18 protein-coding genes and 1 tRNA gene are annotated in these 18,869 nt (G+C 39.0%); 7 read left to right on the forward strand and 12 right to left on the reverse strand.

The window, feature by feature from the left end; translation table 11 throughout:
• Window positions 1-13: 13 nt before the first annotated feature.
• The 5 genes from frr to HPE63_RS05105 all read left to right on the forward strand — a co-directional run bounded on the left by frr (window position 14) and on the right by HPE63_RS05105 (window position 6,966).
• Window positions 14-571 carry a ribosome recycling factor gene (frr, locus tag HPE63_RS05085; protein ID WP_188313182.1) on the forward strand — a complete coding sequence of 186 codons (558 nt, stop codon included), beginning with the start codon at window positions 14-16 and terminating at the stop codon, window positions 569-571.
• A gap of 230 nt (window positions 572-801) precedes the next feature.
• A complete protein-coding gene (locus HPE63_RS05090; RefSeq protein WP_188313183.1) occupies window positions 802-3,201 on the forward strand; it encodes an efflux RND transporter permease subunit in 2,400 nt (799 codons plus the stop codon).
• Between the two features lie 225 nt (window positions 3,202-3,426).
• Window positions 3,427-4,860, forward strand: a complete 1,434-nt coding sequence (gene asnS, locus HPE63_RS05095) for an asparagine--tRNA ligase (RefSeq protein ID WP_188313184.1) — start codon at window positions 3,427-3,429, stop codon at window positions 4,858-4,860.
• A gap of 40 nt (window positions 4,861-4,900) precedes the next feature.
• Window positions 4,901-6,361: an RNA polymerase factor sigma-54 gene (gene rpoN / locus HPE63_RS05100; protein ID WP_188313185.1), complete on the forward strand. Its 1,461-nt coding sequence runs from the start codon at window positions 4,901-4,903 to the stop codon at window positions 6,359-6,361.
• Window positions 6,361-6,966 (forward strand): hypothetical protein, encoded by a 606-nt coding sequence (locus HPE63_RS05105; protein WP_188313186.1) that lies wholly within the window; start codon window positions 6,361-6,363, stop codon window positions 6,964-6,966. The genes rpoN and HPE63_RS05105 overlap by 1 nt, the downstream gene beginning before the upstream one ends.
• A gap of 34 nt (window positions 6,967-7,000) precedes the next feature.
• Here HPE63_RS05105 and HPE63_RS05110 read toward each other — a convergent pair whose 3' ends face one another.
• The 8 genes from HPE63_RS05110 to HPE63_RS05145 all read right to left on the reverse strand — a co-directional run bounded on the left by HPE63_RS05110 (window position 7,001) and on the right by HPE63_RS05145 (window position 12,236).
• On the reverse strand, window positions 7,001-7,711 hold the full coding sequence (locus tag HPE63_RS05110; RefSeq protein ID WP_188313187.1) for a porin family protein: 711 nt from the start codon (window positions 7,709-7,711) through the stop codon (window positions 7,001-7,003).
• 159 nt (window positions 7,712-7,870) lie between these two features.
• Window positions 7,871-8,353, reverse strand: coding sequence for an ExbD/TolR family protein (locus HPE63_RS05115; protein ID WP_188313188.1), 483 nt, complete (start codon window positions 8,351-8,353; stop codon window positions 7,871-7,873).
• Between the two features lie 19 nt (window positions 8,354-8,372).
• Window positions 8,373-8,984 carry an ExbD/TolR family protein gene (locus HPE63_RS05120; RefSeq protein ID WP_188313189.1) on the reverse strand — a complete coding sequence of 204 codons (612 nt, stop codon included), beginning with the start codon at window positions 8,982-8,984 and terminating at the stop codon, window positions 8,373-8,375.
• Between the two features lie 11 nt (window positions 8,985-8,995).
• Window positions 8,996-9,427 (reverse strand): hypothetical protein, encoded by a 432-nt coding sequence (locus tag HPE63_RS05125; protein ID WP_188313190.1) that lies wholly within the window; start codon window positions 9,425-9,427, stop codon window positions 8,996-8,998.
• A 24-nt stretch (window positions 9,428-9,451) separates the two neighbouring features.
• Window positions 9,452-10,201 (reverse strand): MotA/TolQ/ExbB proton channel family protein, encoded by a 750-nt coding sequence (locus HPE63_RS05130; protein WP_188313191.1) that lies wholly within the window; start codon window positions 10,199-10,201, stop codon window positions 9,452-9,454.
• Between the two features lie 77 nt (window positions 10,202-10,278).
• Window positions 10,279-10,366: transfer RNA gene (locus HPE63_RS05135), tRNA-Ser, on the reverse strand.
• Between the two features lie 68 nt (window positions 10,367-10,434).
• On the reverse strand, window positions 10,435-11,463 hold the full coding sequence (locus tag HPE63_RS05140) for an asparaginase (protein WP_188313192.1): 1,029 nt from the start codon (window positions 11,461-11,463) through the stop codon (window positions 10,435-10,437).
• A gap of 5 nt (window positions 11,464-11,468) precedes the next feature.
• On the reverse strand, window positions 11,469-12,236 hold the full coding sequence (locus tag HPE63_RS05145) for a TatD family hydrolase (protein ID WP_188313193.1): 768 nt from the start codon (window positions 12,234-12,236) through the stop codon (window positions 11,469-11,471).
• A gap of 36 nt (window positions 12,237-12,272) precedes the next feature.
• Here HPE63_RS05145 and HPE63_RS05150 point away from each other — a divergent pair, with 36 nt between their 5' ends.
• Window positions 12,273-12,710: a retropepsin-like aspartic protease gene (locus HPE63_RS05150; RefSeq protein WP_188313194.1), complete on the forward strand. Its 438-nt coding sequence runs from the start codon at window positions 12,273-12,275 to the stop codon at window positions 12,708-12,710.
• 141 nt (window positions 12,711-12,851) lie between these two features.
• Here HPE63_RS05150 and HPE63_RS05155 read toward each other — a convergent pair whose 3' ends face one another.
• From HPE63_RS05155 to HPE63_RS05165, 3 genes are all read right to left on the reverse strand, one after another.
• Window positions 12,852-13,589, reverse strand: a complete 738-nt coding sequence (locus tag HPE63_RS05155) for a transporter (RefSeq protein WP_188313195.1) — start codon at window positions 13,587-13,589, stop codon at window positions 12,852-12,854.
• Window positions 13,590-13,715: 126 nt separating this feature from the next.
• Window positions 13,716-14,930 carry a 2-oxoglutarate dehydrogenase complex dihydrolipoyllysine-residue succinyltransferase gene (gene odhB, locus HPE63_RS05160; protein ID WP_188313196.1) on the reverse strand — a complete coding sequence of 405 codons (1,215 nt, stop codon included), beginning with the start codon at window positions 14,928-14,930 and terminating at the stop codon, window positions 13,716-13,718.
• A gap of 22 nt (window positions 14,931-14,952) precedes the next feature.
• A complete protein-coding gene (locus HPE63_RS05165; RefSeq protein WP_188313197.1) occupies window positions 14,953-17,748 on the reverse strand; it encodes a 2-oxoglutarate dehydrogenase E1 component in 2,796 nt (931 codons plus the stop codon).
• 217 nt (window positions 17,749-17,965) lie between these two features.
• Between HPE63_RS05165 and HPE63_RS05170 the strand changes: the two genes are divergently transcribed.
• Window positions 17,966-18,466 (forward strand): alpha-ketoglutarate decarboxylase, encoded by a 501-nt coding sequence (locus HPE63_RS05170; RefSeq protein WP_188313198.1) that lies wholly within the window; start codon window positions 17,966-17,968, stop codon window positions 18,464-18,466.
• Here the strand turns inward: HPE63_RS05170 and HPE63_RS05175 are convergent.
• Window positions 18,463-18,819: a hypothetical protein gene (locus tag HPE63_RS05175; protein ID WP_188313199.1), complete on the reverse strand. Its 357-nt coding sequence runs from the start codon at window positions 18,817-18,819 to the stop codon at window positions 18,463-18,465. The two genes, HPE63_RS05170 and HPE63_RS05175, sit on opposite strands and share 4 nt — an antisense overlap.
• Between the last annotated feature and the right edge of the window lie 50 nt (window positions 18,820-18,869).

Here is an 18,869-nt window from a genome sequence, read left to right on the forward strand (position 1 = left end):
TAAAATTTAGGTTATGAACGAAGAAATCAGATTCATTTTAGATGCTGCGAAGGAAAGTATGCAGGCAGCAATTGTACACCTTGAAAAAGAGTTTATAAAGATTCGGGCAGGTAAGGCCAGTCCTTCCATGTTATCATCCGTGAAGGTTGAATATTACGGATCACAGACACCTTTGTCCCAAATTGCCAATATCAATACCCCTGACGGAAGAACATTATCGGTACAGCCTTGGGAAAAATCCATGTTGCAAGAAATAGAAAGGGCGATAATGAATGCCAATCTTGGATTTAATCCTATGAATAACGGGGATTTCGTAATCATCAATGTCCCTCCATTGACTGAAGAACGAAGGATACAATTGGCCAAGCAAGCCAAGGCAGAGGCAGAACATGCCAAAGTAGGTGTACGAAATGCCAGGCAAGAGGCCAACAAAGAAATTCGGGATATGGATGATGCTTCCGAGGACGCAAAGAAAAATGCAGAAATGGATATCCAGGAGCTTACAGACAAATATATCATCAAGATAGACAACTTTTTAGCTGCCAAGGAAGCAGAAATCATGAAGGTATAAGACTCAATGTACATAATTACAATTCAAAAAGGCGACCTATAGGTCGCCTTTTTGAATACATGGTATTTTTTACATTTTATTTAATTGATGCAATTTAGGAAGAGAGGCTTGCATTCTTTACATTTGCAATGCTTTAAACTAAAAACATAAGACCCCGCAGTACTGCGGGGTCAGTTCGAACCAACTGTTCCGATGTAAGTAAGTTACATTGGAACAGAAGTCATACTGAAATGGTTGCTAAACTTACACAGGGCTTTTGGGAAAGGGTTGCCCGGATAATTCTTAGGAATAGGATCCTTATCTTATTTTTGGTTGCCGGCCTTACTTTCTTTTTTGCCATGCAATGGGATAATATGCGATTCAGCAATTCCCAAGCCAACCTCCTACCCGATGACCACCCTATAAATATCGAATACCAGAATTTTTTACGTCAGTTCGGTGAAGAAGGTAATGCTGTAGTATTCGCTGTGAACGATAGTGCGCTTTACTCCCCGACCAACTTTAATAGATGGAATAAGTTAAGCAAACAACTAAGTGCTTTTCCAGAGGTTGATTTTGTTATCTCTACCGACAACCTTCAAGAATTGGTAAAAGACCAAACAAATCAAAAATTCATTTTTGAACCTTTTATTAAATCAGAAATCATTACGCAAAAAGATGTTGATACGCTCATAAACCATCTGTTCAACGACCTGCCGTTTTACAACAGTCTTTTGTATAACAAAGAAAGTAGAACCATAAGAACGGTAATTTACTTGGACAAGGACATCGTTAACACTTCTGTTCGCAAAGATTTTATCCTGGAAGACCTAACCCATCTCATTAATAAATTTGAAGATGAAACCGGTTTGGATGTACGGGTATCGGGTATGCCCTATATAAGGACCAAAAATTCGCAAAACATCATCGATGAAATAGGAAAATTCATTCTAGCCGCTCTTGGTGTCACTTCCTTGATTTTCTTTTTCTTTTTCCGAAGTTTTCGAGCCACACTGATCTCTATGTTTGTTGTGATTATTGGGGTTATGTGGGCCTTTGGTGTTTTAGGGTTATTGCAATATGAAATTACCGTGCTTACGGCTCTGATCCCCCCTTTGATTATTGTCATTGGCATACCAAACTGTATTTTCCTCATCAATAAATACCAGCAAGAGGTTAAAAAGCATGGCAATCAAGCACTGTCACTTCAACGTGTAATTTCCAAAATAGGCAATGCTACCTTGATGACCAATATTACTACGGCTTCGGGTTTTGCTACCTTTATAATTACAGATAGTAAATTATTAAAGGAATTTGGTATTGTTGCTTCCATTAATATCATCGGCATATTCATTTTATCGCTCTTGATCATACCCATAGTGTATAGTTTTATGTCCTTACCCAAAACAAAGCACTTGAAACATTTGAACAAAAAATGGATTGATGCTTTTGTAAGTTGGATGGAGCATATTGTACGTGAAAAAAGAATTACGGTCTATGTGACCTCTATTATTTTACTGGTGGTGAGCATTATCGGAATCTATCAAATAGATATCTCAGGAAGTCCTATCGAGGACATGCCAAAAAAGGCCGACTTTTTTCAGGATATCCGCTTTTTCGAAAAGGAATTTGATGGTATTATGCCCGTCGAAATCGTAGTGGACACTAAAAGACCCAAAGGTGTTTTAAAACCGACAACGCTCAAAAAAATAGATGAACTTAGTACGGTTATCGAAGAAATTCCAGAATTATCCAAACCCGTTTCCGTAGTAAATCTGGTAAAATATTCGAAGCAAGCTTTTTACAATGGCATCCCGAAATACTATCAATTACCGACCACCCAGGAGAACAATTTTATTATGGATGTGGTCCGGAAATCATCAAACGACGGTAACCTATTAAAGAGTTTTGTCGATAGCACAGGTCAAATTGCTAGGATAACCACCTTCATGAAAGACGTTAAGACCGAACGCATGGAAGCTATCGAAGCTCGATTGCTGGAAAATATCACCAAAATATTCCCATCGGATAGATATACAGTTTATATGACAGGGAGCGCCCTTTTGTTTTTAAAAGGGACCAAATATCTAGTAAAGAACCTCGTACTATCCTTAACTTTTGCGATTTTCCTGATTGCCCTTTTTATGGCATTTCTTTTTAGATCATTCAGAATGATCATTATTTCCTTGATCCCTAATTTATTGCCCCTTGTTATTACTGCAGGTGTTATGGGTTTTGTCGGGGTCCCCATTAAGCCCTCAACAATTTTGGTATTCAGTATAGCTTTTGGTATATCGGTCGATGATACGATACACTTTTTGGCAAAATACCGCCAAGAACTCACCGCAAATCGTTGGCAGATTAAAAAATCGGTCTATGCTGCTTTAAGGGAAACCGGCGTTAGTATGTTCTATACGTCCATTGTCCTCTTTTTCGGGTTTTCAGTGTTCGTCATCTCAAATTTTGGAGGTACCGTAGCGTTGGGAGCATTGGTATCGGCCACTTTGATGTTCGCGATGCTGGCAAACCTGATTTTGCTACCGTCATTGTTGCTTTCCTTGGAACGCAGTATTGCCAATAAAAAAGTTTTGCGTGAACCCCAAATCGATATTCTTCCAATAGAAGAGGACAATATCAATGAAATGGACTAAAATGGCGAAAGTGCCTTATATCATTCTGGAAATCTAACAATAGTAGGAGACCTGAAAAAATAGGGCTGTCTGAAGTTCCTTATTCTATCGACTTGCCCATGGCTCATAGTCATTATTGGAGTACACTTTGCATAAAACCCCATTCTTACCGTTTTAAACATTTTAGAACTCGCTTCTTTTTATGCAAAAGGCTATCTTTGCCCTTTTAATTTTATTTAGATTCAAATGAAATCCGCAAACGTAAAAGAACTGCTTTCAATGACTCCCAAGCTTCAAGAAGTTACGGTGAATGGTTGGGTCAGAACCTTTCGAAGCAATAGGTTTATTGCTCTGAATGACGGGTCGACCATAAACAATATTCAATGTGTTGTTGACTTTGAAAATTTAAAGGATGACATTTTAGATCAAATAAATACAGGCGCAGCTCTAAGAATAAAAGGCACTTTGGTCGAAAGTAAAGGCAAGGGACAAAGCGTCGAAATTTTGGTAAATGACATCTTTGTCCATGGCATTGCCGATCCTGAGACTTACCCCATCCAACCTAAGAAACACTCCCTTGAATTCTTAAGGGAAAAGGCCCATTTACGTATACGGACCAGTACCTTCTCGGCGATTATGCGCGTACGTTCCGCACTAGCTTTTGCGGTACATCAGTATTTTAGACAGAATGATTTCTTTTATTTCCATGCCCCTATTGTTACTGGATCTGATGCCGAAGGTGCTGGTGAAATGTTTAGGGTAACCACCTTGGATGACAAGAATCCTCCTTTGAACGATGAGGGTGAGGTAGACTATAAGAAAGACTTCTTTGGCAAAGAAACCAATTTGACCGTTTCAGGGCAATTGGAGGCAGAGACCTATGCAATGGCCTTAGGCAAAGTATATACTTTTGGACCTACTTTTAGGGCTGAGAATTCTAATACTTCTAGACACCTTGCAGAGTTTTGGATGATCGAACCGGAAATGGCCTTTTATGATTTGGATGCCAATATGGATTTGGCCGAGGATTTCATAAAATATGTAATCAATTATATCTTGGAACATTGTATGGAAGATTTGCAATTTCTGGAACAAAGATTACTTGATGAGGAAAAATCTAAACCGCAAGCCGAACGCAGTGAGATGGCATTGATCGAAAAATTAAAATTCGTTTGTGAAAATAATTTCAAACGGGTTACGTATACTGAAGCTATTGATATTTTAAGAAACAGTAAGCCCAACAAAAAGAAAAAATTCAAGTATACTATTGATGAATGGGGAGCAGATCTACAGAGCGAGCATGAGCGTTTTCTTGTTGAAAAACATTTTAAGTGTCCGGTAATTTTGTTCGATTATCCGGCTAAAATAAAAGCGTTTTACATGCGTTTGAACGAAGATGGTAAAACGGTAAGGGCCATGGACATTCTTTTTCCAGGTATTGGTGAAATTGTCGGAGGTTCGCAACGTGAAGAACGTCTCGATATCCTCAAGGAAAAAATGGCCGCTTTGGGCATAGATGAAGCAGAATTATGGTGGTATCTAGACCTTAGGAAATTTGGGACTGCCGTTCATAGCGGATTTGGTCTCGGTTTCGAGCGTTTAGTACAATTCGCTACGGGCATGGGAAATATCCGTGATGTAATTCCATTCCCAAGGACACCACAGAATGCGGAGTTCTAATCTGAAATCGTTAACTTTATAAGGCATACAAACAATCCTTATGCTTAAACAGCACTTACAGTTCAAATTATCACAAAAACTTTCTCCTCAGCAAATTCAGTTGATGAAATTGATACAATTGCCAACGCAGGCTTTTGAGCAACGATTAAAACAGGAATTGGAGGAAAACCCTGCCTTGGAAGGAGGTAAGGAAGAAAGTGATAGCATTGAGGATGAATTTGACGATCTCTATGATGACAATGAACTCGACGGTGACAACATCAATACCGAAGACATAAATATCGATGAATATCTGAGTGATGATGAAATTCCTGATTATAGGACCAAGGCAAACAACTATAGTGCGGATGATGATGAAAAAAGCGTTCCTTTTGCCGCTGGAATATCATTCAATCAGTATTTATTGAATCAACTGAATACCGTGTATCTCAATGATGAAGAATGGAGCATTGCAGAATTCCTGGTAGGCAGTGTGGACGAGAGTGGATACATTAGAAGGCCATTGGCAGATATTATGGACGATTTGGCATTTACCCAAAATATCTATACCGATGAGAAAACCATAGATTCGATATTAAAAATAGTTCAATCCCTAGATCCCCCTGGTGTGGGCGCACGATCATTGGAGGAGTGCCTTATCATCCAATTAAAACGAAAGGAAATGAATCCCAATATTGAAATGGCCATTGCAATATTGGAAAAATCATTCGACCACTTTACCAAAAAACATTATAAAAAGCTGCTTCAAAAGCATAACATATCAGAGGATAGGCTTAAGGAGACTATAGCGGAAATTGAAAAACTGAATCCTAAACCAGGGGGATCTTATGCCGGCAACAATCGCATTGTAGAACATGTGGTTCCCGACTTCTCCATAAAGATTGTTGATGGGGAGCTGGAGCTTACCCTGAATGGGAGAAATGCCCCAGAATTGCACGTCTCCAAAGAATATAACAATATGCTCAAGGGATTCAAGGCCTCTAAGGAAAAATCCAAATCCCAGAAAGATACGGTCATGTTCATTAAGCAAAAGTTGGATGCTGCCAAATGGTTTATCGATGCCATTAAGCAAAGACAACAGACCTTATATATAACGATGAATGCCATAATGGAATATCAGAAAGAATATTTCTTAACCGGTGATGAACGTAATCTTAGGCCTATGATCCTCAAGGATATAGCGGATGAAATAAATATGGATGTCTCTACAGTATCAAGAGTTGCCAACAGCAAATATGTCGATACGCCCTACGGTACAAAATTGATTAAGGATTATTTTTCAGAATCAATGAAAAATGAACAGGGGGAAGATGTGTCCACCAAGGAAATAAAAAAGATCTTGGAAACCGTCATTACCGATGAGGTCAAGAAAAAACCACTTACCGATGACAAACTCGCGGCCATATTAAAAGAAAAAGGCTATCCCATAGCACGAAGAACGGTAGCAAAATACCGCGAACAATTAGGTATACCCGTAGCAAGATTGCGTAAACAGATTTAATGAGAATTTTTCTAAAGGCTATTTCCTATATCTTTCACCCACTATTAATTCCTATTGCCGGGACTTTTGCTTATTTCATCATTACACCCAAATATAGTCCACTTGAACTGCAGAGCGGTAATATTATACCGATTTTCATTCTTACAGTGATCATACCTATCATTACCTTCCTGATTTTAAAGAATGTCGGATATGTAAACTCTGTACAGCTTCCCACCATCAAAGAACGTAAGTATCCCTTGTATATCAATCTTATACTGTTATTCATGATTGTCTATAAGGTCATTCCCAATAACTATGTTATTGAACTGTATTTTTATTTCGTAGGACTCATAGGAGGCATATTTGCGACGATTATTCTCCTATTTTTCAAAATTAAGAGTAGTATGCACTTGTTGGGCCTGGGCAGTATGTTTATGTTCTTAGTAAATCTCAGCATTCATTTTGAAATTAATATTACCATTGCCCTAAGCCTTTTTATTATGATAATTGGTTTAGTCGCTACTTCCAGATTATACTTAAAAGCCCATAGCAAAATGGAACTATTTATCGGCCTTTGTATAGGAATGATCTCACAGCTACTGACCGTCAAGTATTGGTTATAACCTAACTAACATAACCCTTTTGTTGCGCTCGCCGTCATAGAATATAAAAGATAAACCCAATGCGCATCGGCTTCATTTCCAGGCTCTCGCCATCTACTGAAGTGCTGTCTTTTAGAAGGCTACTGAGAGAATAATAAATATGGGCATTGAATGTATTGTACCCTATATTAAAAGTAAGACCATATTGAAATTTTCGTACATCCGGATTCCTAAAAGATGTTTTGTCCAACGATGTGACCAATTTTGATTGGGCACTAAATATATACCCCAATTTCATTCCGGCATAGATCCTTGTAAATTTATGCTCTTTGGGTGAAGAGTTTCTCCAGCGCAATTCCAACGGTAATTCCACCAAATGGGTTTCGATCTTATTTCTTTTTACGGTTATTTCTTCGTCCCCAACCATGATTACATCCTGATCAATAATGCTATATGTAACTCCATCCGAAGATTCCGATGCCCACAAATTCGAATAATATGAATTTATTGCATAACCAAGCCCTATCCCAATAGCAAAAGTCCTTTTTGGATTAACTGGTATATCCTTTATGATTCCGCCTTGTAAGCCGTAAGATAAATTCCTCTGGGTAAAATCAGCAGGTTTATTAAGTAGGAAATTATAGGTGATCCCTAAATAAAATTGATCTTCCAAGTACTTTAAATCCCCAGTCTCGAATTCTTGGTTCGTTTGGGCACACACCCCTAAAACACCGAATAAAAGTAACCCAAGAACTATTTGTTTCATCTATTTCCAAGATTTATTATCATGATACACTGGGAATTTTTAGAATCTTCATTCAAATCAATCCTTTCACTAATACCCATTTCTTGAAAGTAAAATTAAGGAAATAAAAAACGCCCTGATACGTTAATCAGGGCGTTTTTAAAGTTTGAAAGAATGTATTTATTGTATATTTCTAAAAGCATCACCTTCATAGGTGGTATAATTCACTTTCAGTGCGTTGACTTTTCTTAACTCTAGCTTAATATCAGATATCAACCCCATGTTGGCATTTTTATCAACTTTCAAGGCCGTTGTCAAGACATTTTGCAATTCCTGGGATTTCTTGGCCCTTTCAGCCAAAATATAATCCCCAACTTCTGAAGGGTTCGCGAATTTATCATTTAACTGAATCTTAGGTTCAGTTCCGAATACTTTTTGATATTCTTGGGTAGGTTTACCCACATATATATAAATTACACGATCTTTTTTCTCCAGTTTCTTGACCTCATTGGCATTCGGAAGTACGTTTTCTACCTTCAGCGAACTATCTTTCATAACCGTAACCGTCATAAAAAAGAACAACAACATAAACACGATATCGGGTAAAGATGCCGTAGATACTGGTGGAAGTTCCCCACTTTTTTTCTTACTAAATTTAGACATAGCTTAGCTTTAGATATTATTAATTCGCGGAAGAAGTTTCTGCCTCTGACAATTTTTGAGGAAACAGGTCCTGTATTTTCTTCACCTTATCCTTTAAATCATCCTTGATAGCTTGCGGCGTTTCAGGATTTAGATACTCAGCTTCCATTTCGGTGAAATCACGGCCGAATAAGCGTTGCGCTTCCCTATTACGTAAATCATTATAGGCGCCGACCAATTCATTTTGAACCGTTATATAGGTCCCATATTTGGTTTCCCTATCATTCTTCAAGGAAATAATAGCTTTGCTAGGATTATCAGAAGATTCCGCATTCCTTTTTCCTTTACAATAAGTGCACGTACCATCACCACCATTATCCAAAAATGCCATGGCCTTTGTTCTTAATTGTTTTAGGTCTATCAATTCCTCATCAGCCAACAATTGCCCATTTTTGTTGATGTTCACCTGAAAGATGTTCTTTTGTTTAATAACAACATCAATATCCTCAGGTGGCTCAATAGGTGGCAACATACGATCCAACCCAGCGTCAGTTTCAATGGTTGTCGTAACCAAGAAAAAGATCAATAGTAAGAAAGCTATGTCCGCCATGGACCCGGCATTTACCTCTGGTGCTCCTGCTCTTCTAGCCATAGTTTAATTATTTATTTACTAAACATTTTTTTAATCCCAGGTAATATAATAGAAATTACCGCTACTACAGTAAGGATAAAGAACACATTAAGTCCCATTCCTATTTTCTTCACTGTGCTTTCATCTGACATTGCCATATAATCATCCGCTACATCAGTTCCACTTGCCAAAACATATGATATAACAACAACCAAAAGAAAACCTCCTATAACAAACAAGGTCTTTTTAAGGCCTGCTGGATTTGCAAAAAGATTCTTTAAGGTAAATACCAAACTAGCGACTACGGCAATGCCCAGCAAAAGATAGGTGATCATGAACATGGTGTTCATGGCCCCACTTTGGGCGGCTTCAGCAACTGGCATATCCTTCTCGGGCAATAAATACCAGAGTATCGCGGAGACAATACCAATAATTAACAAAAATAATTTTAAAAATTTATGCATGATACAATTTGTATTAAGTCCGACTTATTTTTTATGGTCTACCAACATATCAATCAATGAGATTGAAGAATCTTCCATATCATTGACTATACTGTCAATTTTAGCAATGATATAGTTGTAGAAGATCTGGAGTATGATAGCCGTAATAAGACCAAATACCGTTGTCAATAATGCCACTTGGATATCTCCTGCAATTAATGATGCGCTCAAGTTACCAACCGCACTAATTTTTTGGAAGGCCTGAATCATACCGATTACCGTACCCATGAAACCAAGCATTGGTGCAATCGCGATAAATAAGGATAACCAAGAAACGTTTTTCTCCAATTGGCCCATTTGTACTCCACCGTAAGCAACAACGGATTTCTCAGCAGACTCTACACTTTCACCTGCCCTATCCAAACCTTGATAGTATATCGAGGCAACTGGTCCTTTTGTGTTTCTACACACTTCCTTCGCAGCTTCAACACCACCAGAAGCCAAAGCATCCTCAACTTGTTGCTTTAGTTTCGTAGTATTGGTTGTAGCCATATTCAAATATATGATCCTTTCGATGGCAACTGCCAAACCAAGTATCAAACATAAAAGAACAATACCCATGAAACCGGCACCGCCTGTTATGAACATTTCTTTTAAAACTTGAGTAAAACCTTTAGAAGCCTCTGGAGCCGCATCTTGAACAGCAACCATTGCAGAAGCAACATTTGCACTTACCGTATTTGTACCTGCTACAAATAACCCAGCAACAGCTAGGGTAGAGAATAATTTTTTCATTTCTTTCAAACTTAAATTTAGTTAGTATATAGGGTTAAAGATAAAAAAAAAACATGACAATAAAAGTAATTTTTTTGCAGAGAGGAAGGGATTCGAACCCTCGATACACTTTTGGTGTATACACACTTTCCAGGCGTGCGCCTTCGACCACTCGGCCACCTCTCTAGTTTAGCCTTAAAGGTTGGCCAATTAACAAAAAAATAATCAAGTAAAGAAATTTAAACCATTATTTTTTATTGCATTTCTCCCCGCAGCGATGTTTCAAAAATCGTTTTAAACAACTTTGGGGAAACTTTATCACCCAATAAGTACATCAACTTCGCAATGGCGGCCTCGGTTGTAATATCCTTACCATTAATTACTTGCATTTGCATTAGTGCCTTACTGGTTTCATACTGACCCATAATGACGCTACCTCCTGAACATTGTGTAACATTCACCAAATGTAGATTTCTACCGATCGCCTTTTCTAAGCTCTTTAAAAGCCATTTTTCGGTAGGAGCGTTTCCTGCTCCATAGGTCTCAAGGACCAGTGCCTTTAAATCAGGAATATTGAGCACACTGTTCAAGACCGATTCATTTAGTCCGGGAAACATTTTCAAAATGGCTACATTCGTATCCATATGCTTGTGGACCTTTAACTTTTTAGATGCCTTTGGTTTTAAAAGGTATTCATTATAAACTTTCAAGTGCACACCCGATTCTGCCAAGGGCGGATAATTTGGAGAATCAAATGCCTGGAAATGCTCGGCATTGATCTTTGTGGTCCTATTGGCTCTATATAGTTTATATTCAAAATACAGTCCCACCTCCTGGATTACCGGCCTACCTTTTTCTTGCAGCGCCGCTATTTGAATAGATGTAATGAGATTTTCTTTGGCATCGGTTCGTAAATCGCCAATGGGCAATTGCGAACCTGTAAAAATCACCGGCTTTGTTAAATTCTCAAGCATAAAGCTCAATGCCGATGCCGTATAACTCATGGTATCACTACCATGCAAAACAACAAAGCCATCATATTTGGGATAATTGTCTTCTATCAACTCGGCGATCCTGACCCAATGAGAAGGATTCATGTTGGATGAATCCAAAGGTGACTTGAAGGATACACTATCAATGCTACAATCCAATTGGTTCAATTCGGGAATATTCTTCATCAAGGTTTTGAAATCAAAAGCCTTTAAAGAACCGGACTCATAGTCCTTAACCATACCAATGGTACCCCCTGTATAAATTAATAATATGTTCGATTTTTTATTCATCTAAATTAAATTCCGAATACCGTTTTGGTATTTTCTGTAGTAATCTCGGCAATCTCCTCAGCATGCTTCCCGTAAATATCCGATAATTTAGCGACCACATGGACGAGATAGGCGCTTTCATTTCTTTTTCCCCTATAGGGTACCGGCGCTAAATAGGGTGCATCGGTTTCGAGAACTATATGCTTCATATCAAGTTCTTTTAAAAAAGCATCGATTTTACCATTTTTAAAAGTCGCTACCCCCCCTATGCCCAATTTCATGTTATACGAAATGGCTTTTTTTGCTTGTTCCAGCGTTCCCGTAAAGCAATGGAAAATACCATATAAGCCCTTACCTTTCTCGCCTTCAAGAACCTCGAATATTTCATCAAATGCATCCCTGCAATGAATTACTATCGGCAATCGATGCTTCTTGGCCAATCTGATTTGATATCGGAAAGCTTCTTGCTGCTCCTTTAAAAAAGTCCTGTCCCAATAAAGGTCTATCCCAATTTCCCCAACAGCATAAAACCTTCTTTTCGACAAAAGATTTTCAACATGTCGAAGTTCCTCCAAATAATTCCCCTTTACATGTGTAGGATGCAGTCCCATCATTAGGAACATATTTTTGGGATAGGCCTTTTCCAAAGCAAACATTGCATCGGTATATGAAGAGTCTATAGCCGGAATAAAAAAACGTTCCACCCCATTATCAAGCGCCTTTTTTATAACCTCGTCCCGATCCTCATCAAAAGCCTCGCTATAGAGATGGGTATGTGAATCTGTCAAAACCATTGAACAAAAATAGCCTTATCTTTGGCAAAAAAATAAATGTTGAGCCTCAAAAAGTTGTTAAGGAAGAAAAACTATATACGAATACCCTTGGACTATACGGCTACGAACCATTTTGAGGTAGTTGCCAAAATCAATGGCATTTCTGGCCGATTCATTTTAGATACAGGTGCATCGAATACATGCATTGGTTTCGATAAAATTGAATTCTTCAATCTAGTTTCAAAGGAATCCGAAATAAAGGCTGCAGGTGCAGGGGCCACCAATATGAAAACGCTGTTATCTACCAAGAATACTATTAAAATCGGTAAATGGAACAAACGAAAACAAAAAATAGTATTGTTTGACCTAACGCATGTAAACGAGGCGCTTACCACCCATAAGGCCTTACCTGTAGATGGCATCATCGGTGCCGATGTTTTAAAACGGGGAAAAGCCCTAATCGATTACAAAGGCAACTCCCTTTACTTAAAATAAAAGCAACCCTAACTAAAAGCTTTTCCCCTAAATGCATGGAGCAAGTATAGACTATGCATTTCGATTCCCAAAAGAACCATTCCAAGATTGAGCTTTTAAAAAGATGGGGGTTTAAATAGCGTTTATCGACCAAATAACCCTCTATTGTTTTTTGGTATTGATGGCCCAAGTTAGGATTGCTCCTGTATAAAACATATCATGCAAAAGACTTTTGGCAGCTGAGAAATCGACTGCCATATTATTGTCCAAAGCAATCCCAAAACCTACTCCCAAACAATTGGATTGCATGGTATCAAAATTCAAATTCACGGCATTTTCGAGAAAAAAATGTATTTGGGGAGTTGGGGCATAGTCAAGGTTCAAAACATAAAAACCCGTGGTGTATTTATCGATATTGGTTGTTGCCCCTATATTATAACCTATTGTGAATTTTTCATTAATGGAATTCGAGAAATTCAAAGAAACCATACTCCCGATTTGATCAAAACCAAATGACGCTGTTGATGATATGGCCCTTACCATTACAGCCATTTCTGGGATGAGATTTTTTTGCTTCCATAAATTGACTGAAAACCCCAGTTCAACTTCATTAAAACTGAAAATGGTACTGGTCAACTCTTTATTTTCAAAACAACGCTCTTTGGTAAAAGGGGTATGCAGTTGCATTTCCAAATTATCCGACAAACCATATCTTATTAAAACATTAGGGATGTTCCATGTGGTGTTCCTTTGTACCCTGGATTCTTCAACTGAATACAGCGTTTCAAATTCCAGCTGTACTAAATTCTTTCGCACAGCGGAAGAAGGTTCTATGGTTTGGCCAGTCAAGTTGCCGCTTAATAATACAGTTGCTAGAATACCTATAACCGATTGCCTCATTTTCAACATTTATCATTGAATTGGGGCAAAGTTATTTTTATTGAGTCTAAATAAAGATGATATTTGTCATAAAAAAAATCCCGAACCGAGCAGTCCAGGATTTATATTTTAAAAAAATCGATTCAACTAGAACTCCAAGGCCTTTTTAACATCATTGTCCATCAAAATTTCCTCAGGATTTTCCAATGCCTCCTTAACGGCCACCAAAAAGCCTACCGATTCTTTCCCGTCGATAATCCTATGGTCGTATGATAAGGCAACATACATAATAGGGGCAATTACAATTTCACCGTTTCTAACAATCGGTCGTTCTACAATATTGTGCATTCCTAAAATCGCACTTTGTGGCGGATTGATAATTGGAGTGGATAACATAGATCCGAATACACCTCCATTTGTAATTGTAAATGTCCCTCCGGTCATTTCATCCACTGTGATCTCACCATCCCTAGCCCGGATAGCCAAACGCTTTACTTCGGCCTCAATCCCTTTAAATGTTAATTTCTCCGCATTTCTTATCACAGGCACCATTAATCCTTTGGGACCTGAAACCGCAATACTGACATCGGCGAAATCATAGGATATCATCTCCTTACCATCGATCATGGAATTAACGGCCGGGAACATATCCAAAGCTCTCACAACAGCTTTGGTGAAGAAGGACATAAACCCTAGACTCACGCCATGTTTCTCCTTAAAATCTTCCTTATATTTCTTACGTAGTTCAAAAATAGGCGTCATGTCTACTTCGTTAAACGTGGTCAACATAGCCGTTTCATTCTTGACTGAAACCAATCGCTCGGCCACTTTTCGGCGTAGCATGGAAAGTTTAGAACGCTTTTCCCCGCGATTTCCTCCAGGAGGTGGCGTGCCCATGGAAGGCACAGCCTTTACCGCATCTTCCTTTGTTATTCTTCCATCCTTACCCGTACCCTTGATATTGACAGCATCGATATTCTTTTCGGCCAATATTTTTTTGGCTGCTGGTGAAGCACTTCCCGTAGCATAGGTTTGTTCTTGCTTTGATGCGGGTTTAGGTGCTGTTTCTTCGGATTTGGCAGCTACCGGGGTCGTACTTTTCGTAGTACCTCCTTCAGGTTTTGTTGCGGATGTATCAATCAAACACACAACGGCCCCAACCTCAACGGCATCCCCTACTTCGGCCTTTAAGGTAATGGTTCCGCTTGCTTCAGCAGGCAGTTCCAAGGTCGCCTTATCCGAATCCACTTCGGCTATTGCCTGATCTTTTTCCACATATTCCCCATCTTCGACCAGCCATTCCGCAATTTCAACCTCGGTAATAGATTCTCCCGGCGAAGGGACTTTCATTTCTAAAATCATTCTTCTACAATTAAATGTTTTTTTATTTAGGTCTTGTCATATTATCCTTGCTCTTATCAAAAACAAAATCCAAAACTTGTTGATGCCTATTTTTGGAACGTACGGCACTTCCTGCAGCTGGGGAAGCATAGTATCGTCTTGATGCCACCCTAAAGCCCTGAGCCCCTTTATAATGCATCATGAGATGACTCCAAGCACCCATATTCCGGGGTTCTTCCTGCGCCCAAACCACATCAGTTGCTTTATGATATTTACCCAAGATAGTGTCTATTTGTTCAACGGGCAATGGAAATAATTGTTCTATCCTTACCAAAGCTACATTATCTCTATCCAATTTCTCACGTTCAGCCAAGAGATCATAGTAGAATTTACCGGTACAGAACACCAGTGATTCTACTTTATCGACATTTACGGAAACATCGTCCAATACCTCCTGAAATCTTCCTGTTGCAAATTCATTGACTGATGAAACGGCCTTCGGATGACGCAATAAACTTTTCGGGGTGAATATAATCAATGGTTTTCTATAGTTCACCTTCATTTGTCGCCTTAAAATATGGAACATTTGGGCTGGGGTAGTAACATCGGCCACGAACATATTATCACGGGCACATAATTGTAAATACCGTTCCATACGGGCCGAGGAGTGTTCAGCACCCTGACCTTCATAGCCATGGGGTAAGAACATTACCAAGCCATTTTGCAATTTCCATTTATCCTCTGCTGCGGAAATATACTGGTCGATCATAATTTGGGCCCCATTACTGAAATCACCGAATTGAGCTTCCCAAATGGTCAAGGTATTGGGACTAGCCATGGCGTAACCATAATCAAAGCCGACAACAGCGTATTCGGAAAGTAGCGAATTGTATATTTGAAAGGTCCCTTGGTTTTCCGAGATATGGTTTAAAAGCATCACCTCTTCTTCACTATCCTCCAATTTCATTACGGCATGCCTATGTGAGAAAGTACCTCTTTCAACATCCTGACCCGACATACGAACCCCGAAACCTTCTTCCAAAAGTGACCCGTAGGCCAATAATTCACCCATGGCCCAATCAAGATTATCGGTATCGAAGAACATTTTCTTACGATCGTCAACCAACCTCACCACTTTCCTTATAAACTTTTTGTTTTCAGGAAGTTCGGTAAGGACCTTGGCTATTTGGGTGAGTTTTTCCTTGCTGTAGCCTGTGTCGACAGGATCTAACATCTCCCATTCACGTACGGGTGTAAATTCTTTCCATTCATCTGCCATGAATGGGGTTATTATCGTTTTATCCTCTTTCCTGGAATCTTCAAGTTCTTCTTCCAAAGTAGCCTTGAATTCTTCTTCCAATTGTTTTACAAAACCTTCTTCTATAACCCCTTCAGATATCAACTTCTCGGCATAGATATCCCTGGGATTCTTATGTTTTGCTATCGCCTTATACAATATGGGTTGTGTAAACCTAGGTTCATCACCCTCATTATGTCCGTATTTTCTATAACCCAATAAATCAATGAAAACATCGGATTCAAAACGCATGCGATATTCCAATGCAAATAAAGCGGCATGACAAACTGCTTCCACGTCGTCGGCATTTACATGCAACACCGGACTTAGGGTTACCTTGCCAACATCGGTACAATAAGTAGAACTCCTGGCATCCAAATAATTGGTGGTGAAACCAATTTGGTTGTTCACGACCATATGAATCGTTCCATGGGTCTTGTAACCATCGAGCTTCGCCATTTGCACCACTTCATAGACCACGCCTTGACCGGCGATAGCTGCGTCACCATGAACAACGATTGGCAACACCTTGGAAAAGTCATCTTTATAGTGTGCGTCTTGTTTGGCCCGAACAATACCTTCTACAACGGCACCCACGGTTTCTAAATGGGATGGGTTTGGAGCGATGTTCATTTTGATCTGATTGCCATTATCCGATTTCCGATCGGATGTCCATCCTAAGTGGTACTTAACATCCCCATCAAAAATCTCTTGCTCATAATCCTTACCATCAAACTCACTGAAAATATCCTTCGCCGATTTACCAAAGATATTCGTAAGTACATTAAGGCGACCCCTGTGGGCCATTCCCATGACAAACTGTTCGACCCCCATTGCAGCCGCCCGTTCAACAATGACATCCAAAGCAGGGATCAACGACTCGTTGCCCTCAAGCGAAAATCGTTTTTGACCTACATATTTGGTATGTAGAAAGCCTTCGAAAGCGACCGCTTGATTCAGCTTTTTTAAAATATGCCTTTTTTGATCCTTATTGAAATCTGGATGGTTGTCATTTATATTCACCCAGTTTTGTATCCAATCTACCAATTCAGGTTTGCGGATATATATATATTCAACCCCTATGGCATCGCAATAAATACGCTGTAGATGATTAATAATCTCACGCAGGCTCTTAGGTCCAAGCCCTATAATTTCCCCTGCGGTGAAAATGGTATCCAAATCTTGAGTGTTCAATCCAAAGTTTTCAATATCCAATGTAGGAACATAAGTTCTACGTTTACGAACCGGATTGGTCTTGGTAAACAGATGACCTCGTGTTCGATACCCATTAATCAAACGAACCACCTGAAATTCCTTGTGCATATGCTCGGACACCTCACCGCCAGTACCCGCGGTCTCCGTCATTAAGGTATGATGAGCCGGAACCTCAAGTTCATCCAAGGAACTTTCCACCCCAAAATCAAAACCTTGGAAAAACGCCCTCCAACTAGGTTCTACACTATCGGGATCCGTTAGATATTGGTCGTATACCTCCGCGAAATACGAAGTATGTGCCGCGTTTAAAAAGGAATATTTATCCATGTAAGTGCTCTATCTTATAATAAGAAATAAATCCCGCCAGATGACGAGATTAATTCTTCATAAATTTGTTCGAAAATAATGATTTCCAACTTTCAAATACAGTTTCAATAACAAAACCAGTCCAAAAATACAATATTTCGCATATCTAGGCGTATCTTAATGGGTTATATTGCTAAAAAGCCCGATCACTTAACATTATGCATAAAAACATTACAAAATGAAACATTTTATTGTAGGCGTACTATTGCTTATCGGATTTTCGGGCACAAGTCAGAAAATTTCCAATGATTTTTGGGATAATGTTCGCTTTGGTGGCGGAATTGGTTTGGGTTTCTCAAACAATTATTTTAATGGTTCAATCTCGCCAAGTGCTATTTATCAAATTAATGAGCAGTTCTCAAGTGGGGTCGGACTTAATTTCAATTATGCCAAATTCAATGATGACACACTTCTTGCTTATGGAGGTAGTATTTTAACCCTTTACAATCCTATTCCTTATATACAAATATCCGGCGAATGGGAACAACTCAGAATCAACAGGACCTATGCCCTTGAAGGAGGAAATTTGAAGGATAATTATTGGTCTCCCGCCCTTTTTCTCGGTTTAGGGTATAGCCAACGAAATGTGACTTTTGGACTTCGGTATGACGTATTGTACGATGAAAATAAAAGCATATATGCCAATGCATTGACTCCGTTTGTACGCCTATATTTTTAAGAGGAATAGTTCGCCTTTAACCATACCTTTTGGAGCTCCCTTCTTAGGATCAATAATGAAACCTGTTCGGCAACTTCAACAACGTCGGTCACCTGGATTTGTTTAAACGCTTTTTCAGGAACATCAACTATATACAATAGATTAAGGTAATCGGTAAACTTCTCCAGGATCAAATAGTATATTTTCTCATGCAGGAAGGCTTGTAAATTCTCTGGTGAAACATCTTTGGCCAAATCTATTGGGATATTGGCAAGTCCGAAATCTTTCTTGATCTGCACCACCAGTTTACCATATAGGTTTCCTTTCTGCGCATTGGTCAATAGCTCAATACTATTTGGAAAATCAAGTTTCATAAACTAAATACGTATCGCAGCACGTTTTTGGTTTATTCAATATGGCTAAT

This window comes from Maribacter arenosus, assembly GCF_014610845.1.
Lineage (GTDB): Bacteria > Bacteroidota > Bacteroidia > Flavobacteriales > Flavobacteriaceae > Maribacter_A > Maribacter_A arenosus.

Coding starts and splice junctions, on each gene's coding strand:
- rpoN (WP_188313185.1), top strand. CDS start 4,901: ATGCTTAAACAGCACTTACAGTTCAAATTATCACAAAAACTTTCTCCT.
- HPE63_RS05125 (WP_188313190.1), bottom strand. CDS start 9,427: ATGCATAAATTTTTAAAATTATTTTTGTTAATTATTGGTATTGTCTCC.
- odhB (WP_188313196.1), bottom strand. CDS start 14,930: ATGATTTTAGAAATGAAAGTCCCTTCGCCGGGAGAATCTATTACCGAG.
- HPE63_RS05170 (WP_188313198.1), top strand. CDS start 17,966: ATGAAACATTTTATTGTAGGCGTACTATTGCTTATCGGATTTTCGGGC.
- HPE63_RS05090 (WP_188313183.1), top strand. CDS start 802: ATGGTTGCTAAACTTACACAGGGCTTTTGGGAAAGGGTTGCCCGGATA.
- HPE63_RS05115 (WP_188313188.1), bottom strand. CDS start 8,353: ATGTCTAAATTTAGTAAGAAAAAAAGTGGGGAACTTCCACCAGTATCT.
- HPE63_RS05165 (WP_188313197.1), bottom strand. CDS start 17,748: ATGGATAAATATTCCTTTTTAAACGCGGCACATACTTCGTATTTCGCG.
- HPE63_RS05120 (WP_188313189.1), bottom strand. CDS start 8,984: ATGGCTAGAAGAGCAGGAGCACCAGAGGTAAATGCCGGGTCCATGGCG.
- HPE63_RS05140 (WP_188313192.1), bottom strand. CDS start 11,463: ATGAATAAAAAATCGAACATATTATTAATTTATACAGGGGGTACCATT.
- HPE63_RS05175 (WP_188313199.1), bottom strand. CDS start 18,819: ATGAAACTTGATTTTCCAAATAGTATTGAGCTATTGACCAATGCGCAG.
- HPE63_RS05145 (WP_188313193.1), bottom strand. CDS start 12,236: ATGGTTTTGACAGATTCACATACCCATCTCTATAGCGAGGCTTTTGAT.
- HPE63_RS05150 (WP_188313194.1), top strand. CDS start 12,273: ATGTTGAGCCTCAAAAAGTTGTTAAGGAAGAAAAACTATATACGAATA.
- HPE63_RS05155 (WP_188313195.1), bottom strand. CDS start 13,589: ATGAGGCAATCGGTTATAGGTATTCTAGCAACTGTATTATTAAGCGGC.
- HPE63_RS05130 (WP_188313191.1), bottom strand. CDS start 10,201: ATGAAAAAATTATTCTCTACCCTAGCTGTTGCTGGGTTATTTGTAGCA.
- frr (WP_188313182.1), top strand. CDS start 14: ATGAACGAAGAAATCAGATTCATTTTAGATGCTGCGAAGGAAAGTATG.
- HPE63_RS05105 (WP_188313186.1), top strand. CDS start 6,361: ATGAGAATTTTTCTAAAGGCTATTTCCTATATCTTTCACCCACTATTA.
- HPE63_RS05110 (WP_188313187.1), bottom strand. CDS start 7,711: ATGAAACAAATAGTTCTTGGGTTACTTTTATTCGGTGTTTTAGGGGTG.
- asnS (WP_188313184.1), top strand. CDS start 3,427: ATGAAATCCGCAAACGTAAAAGAACTGCTTTCAATGACTCCCAAGCTT.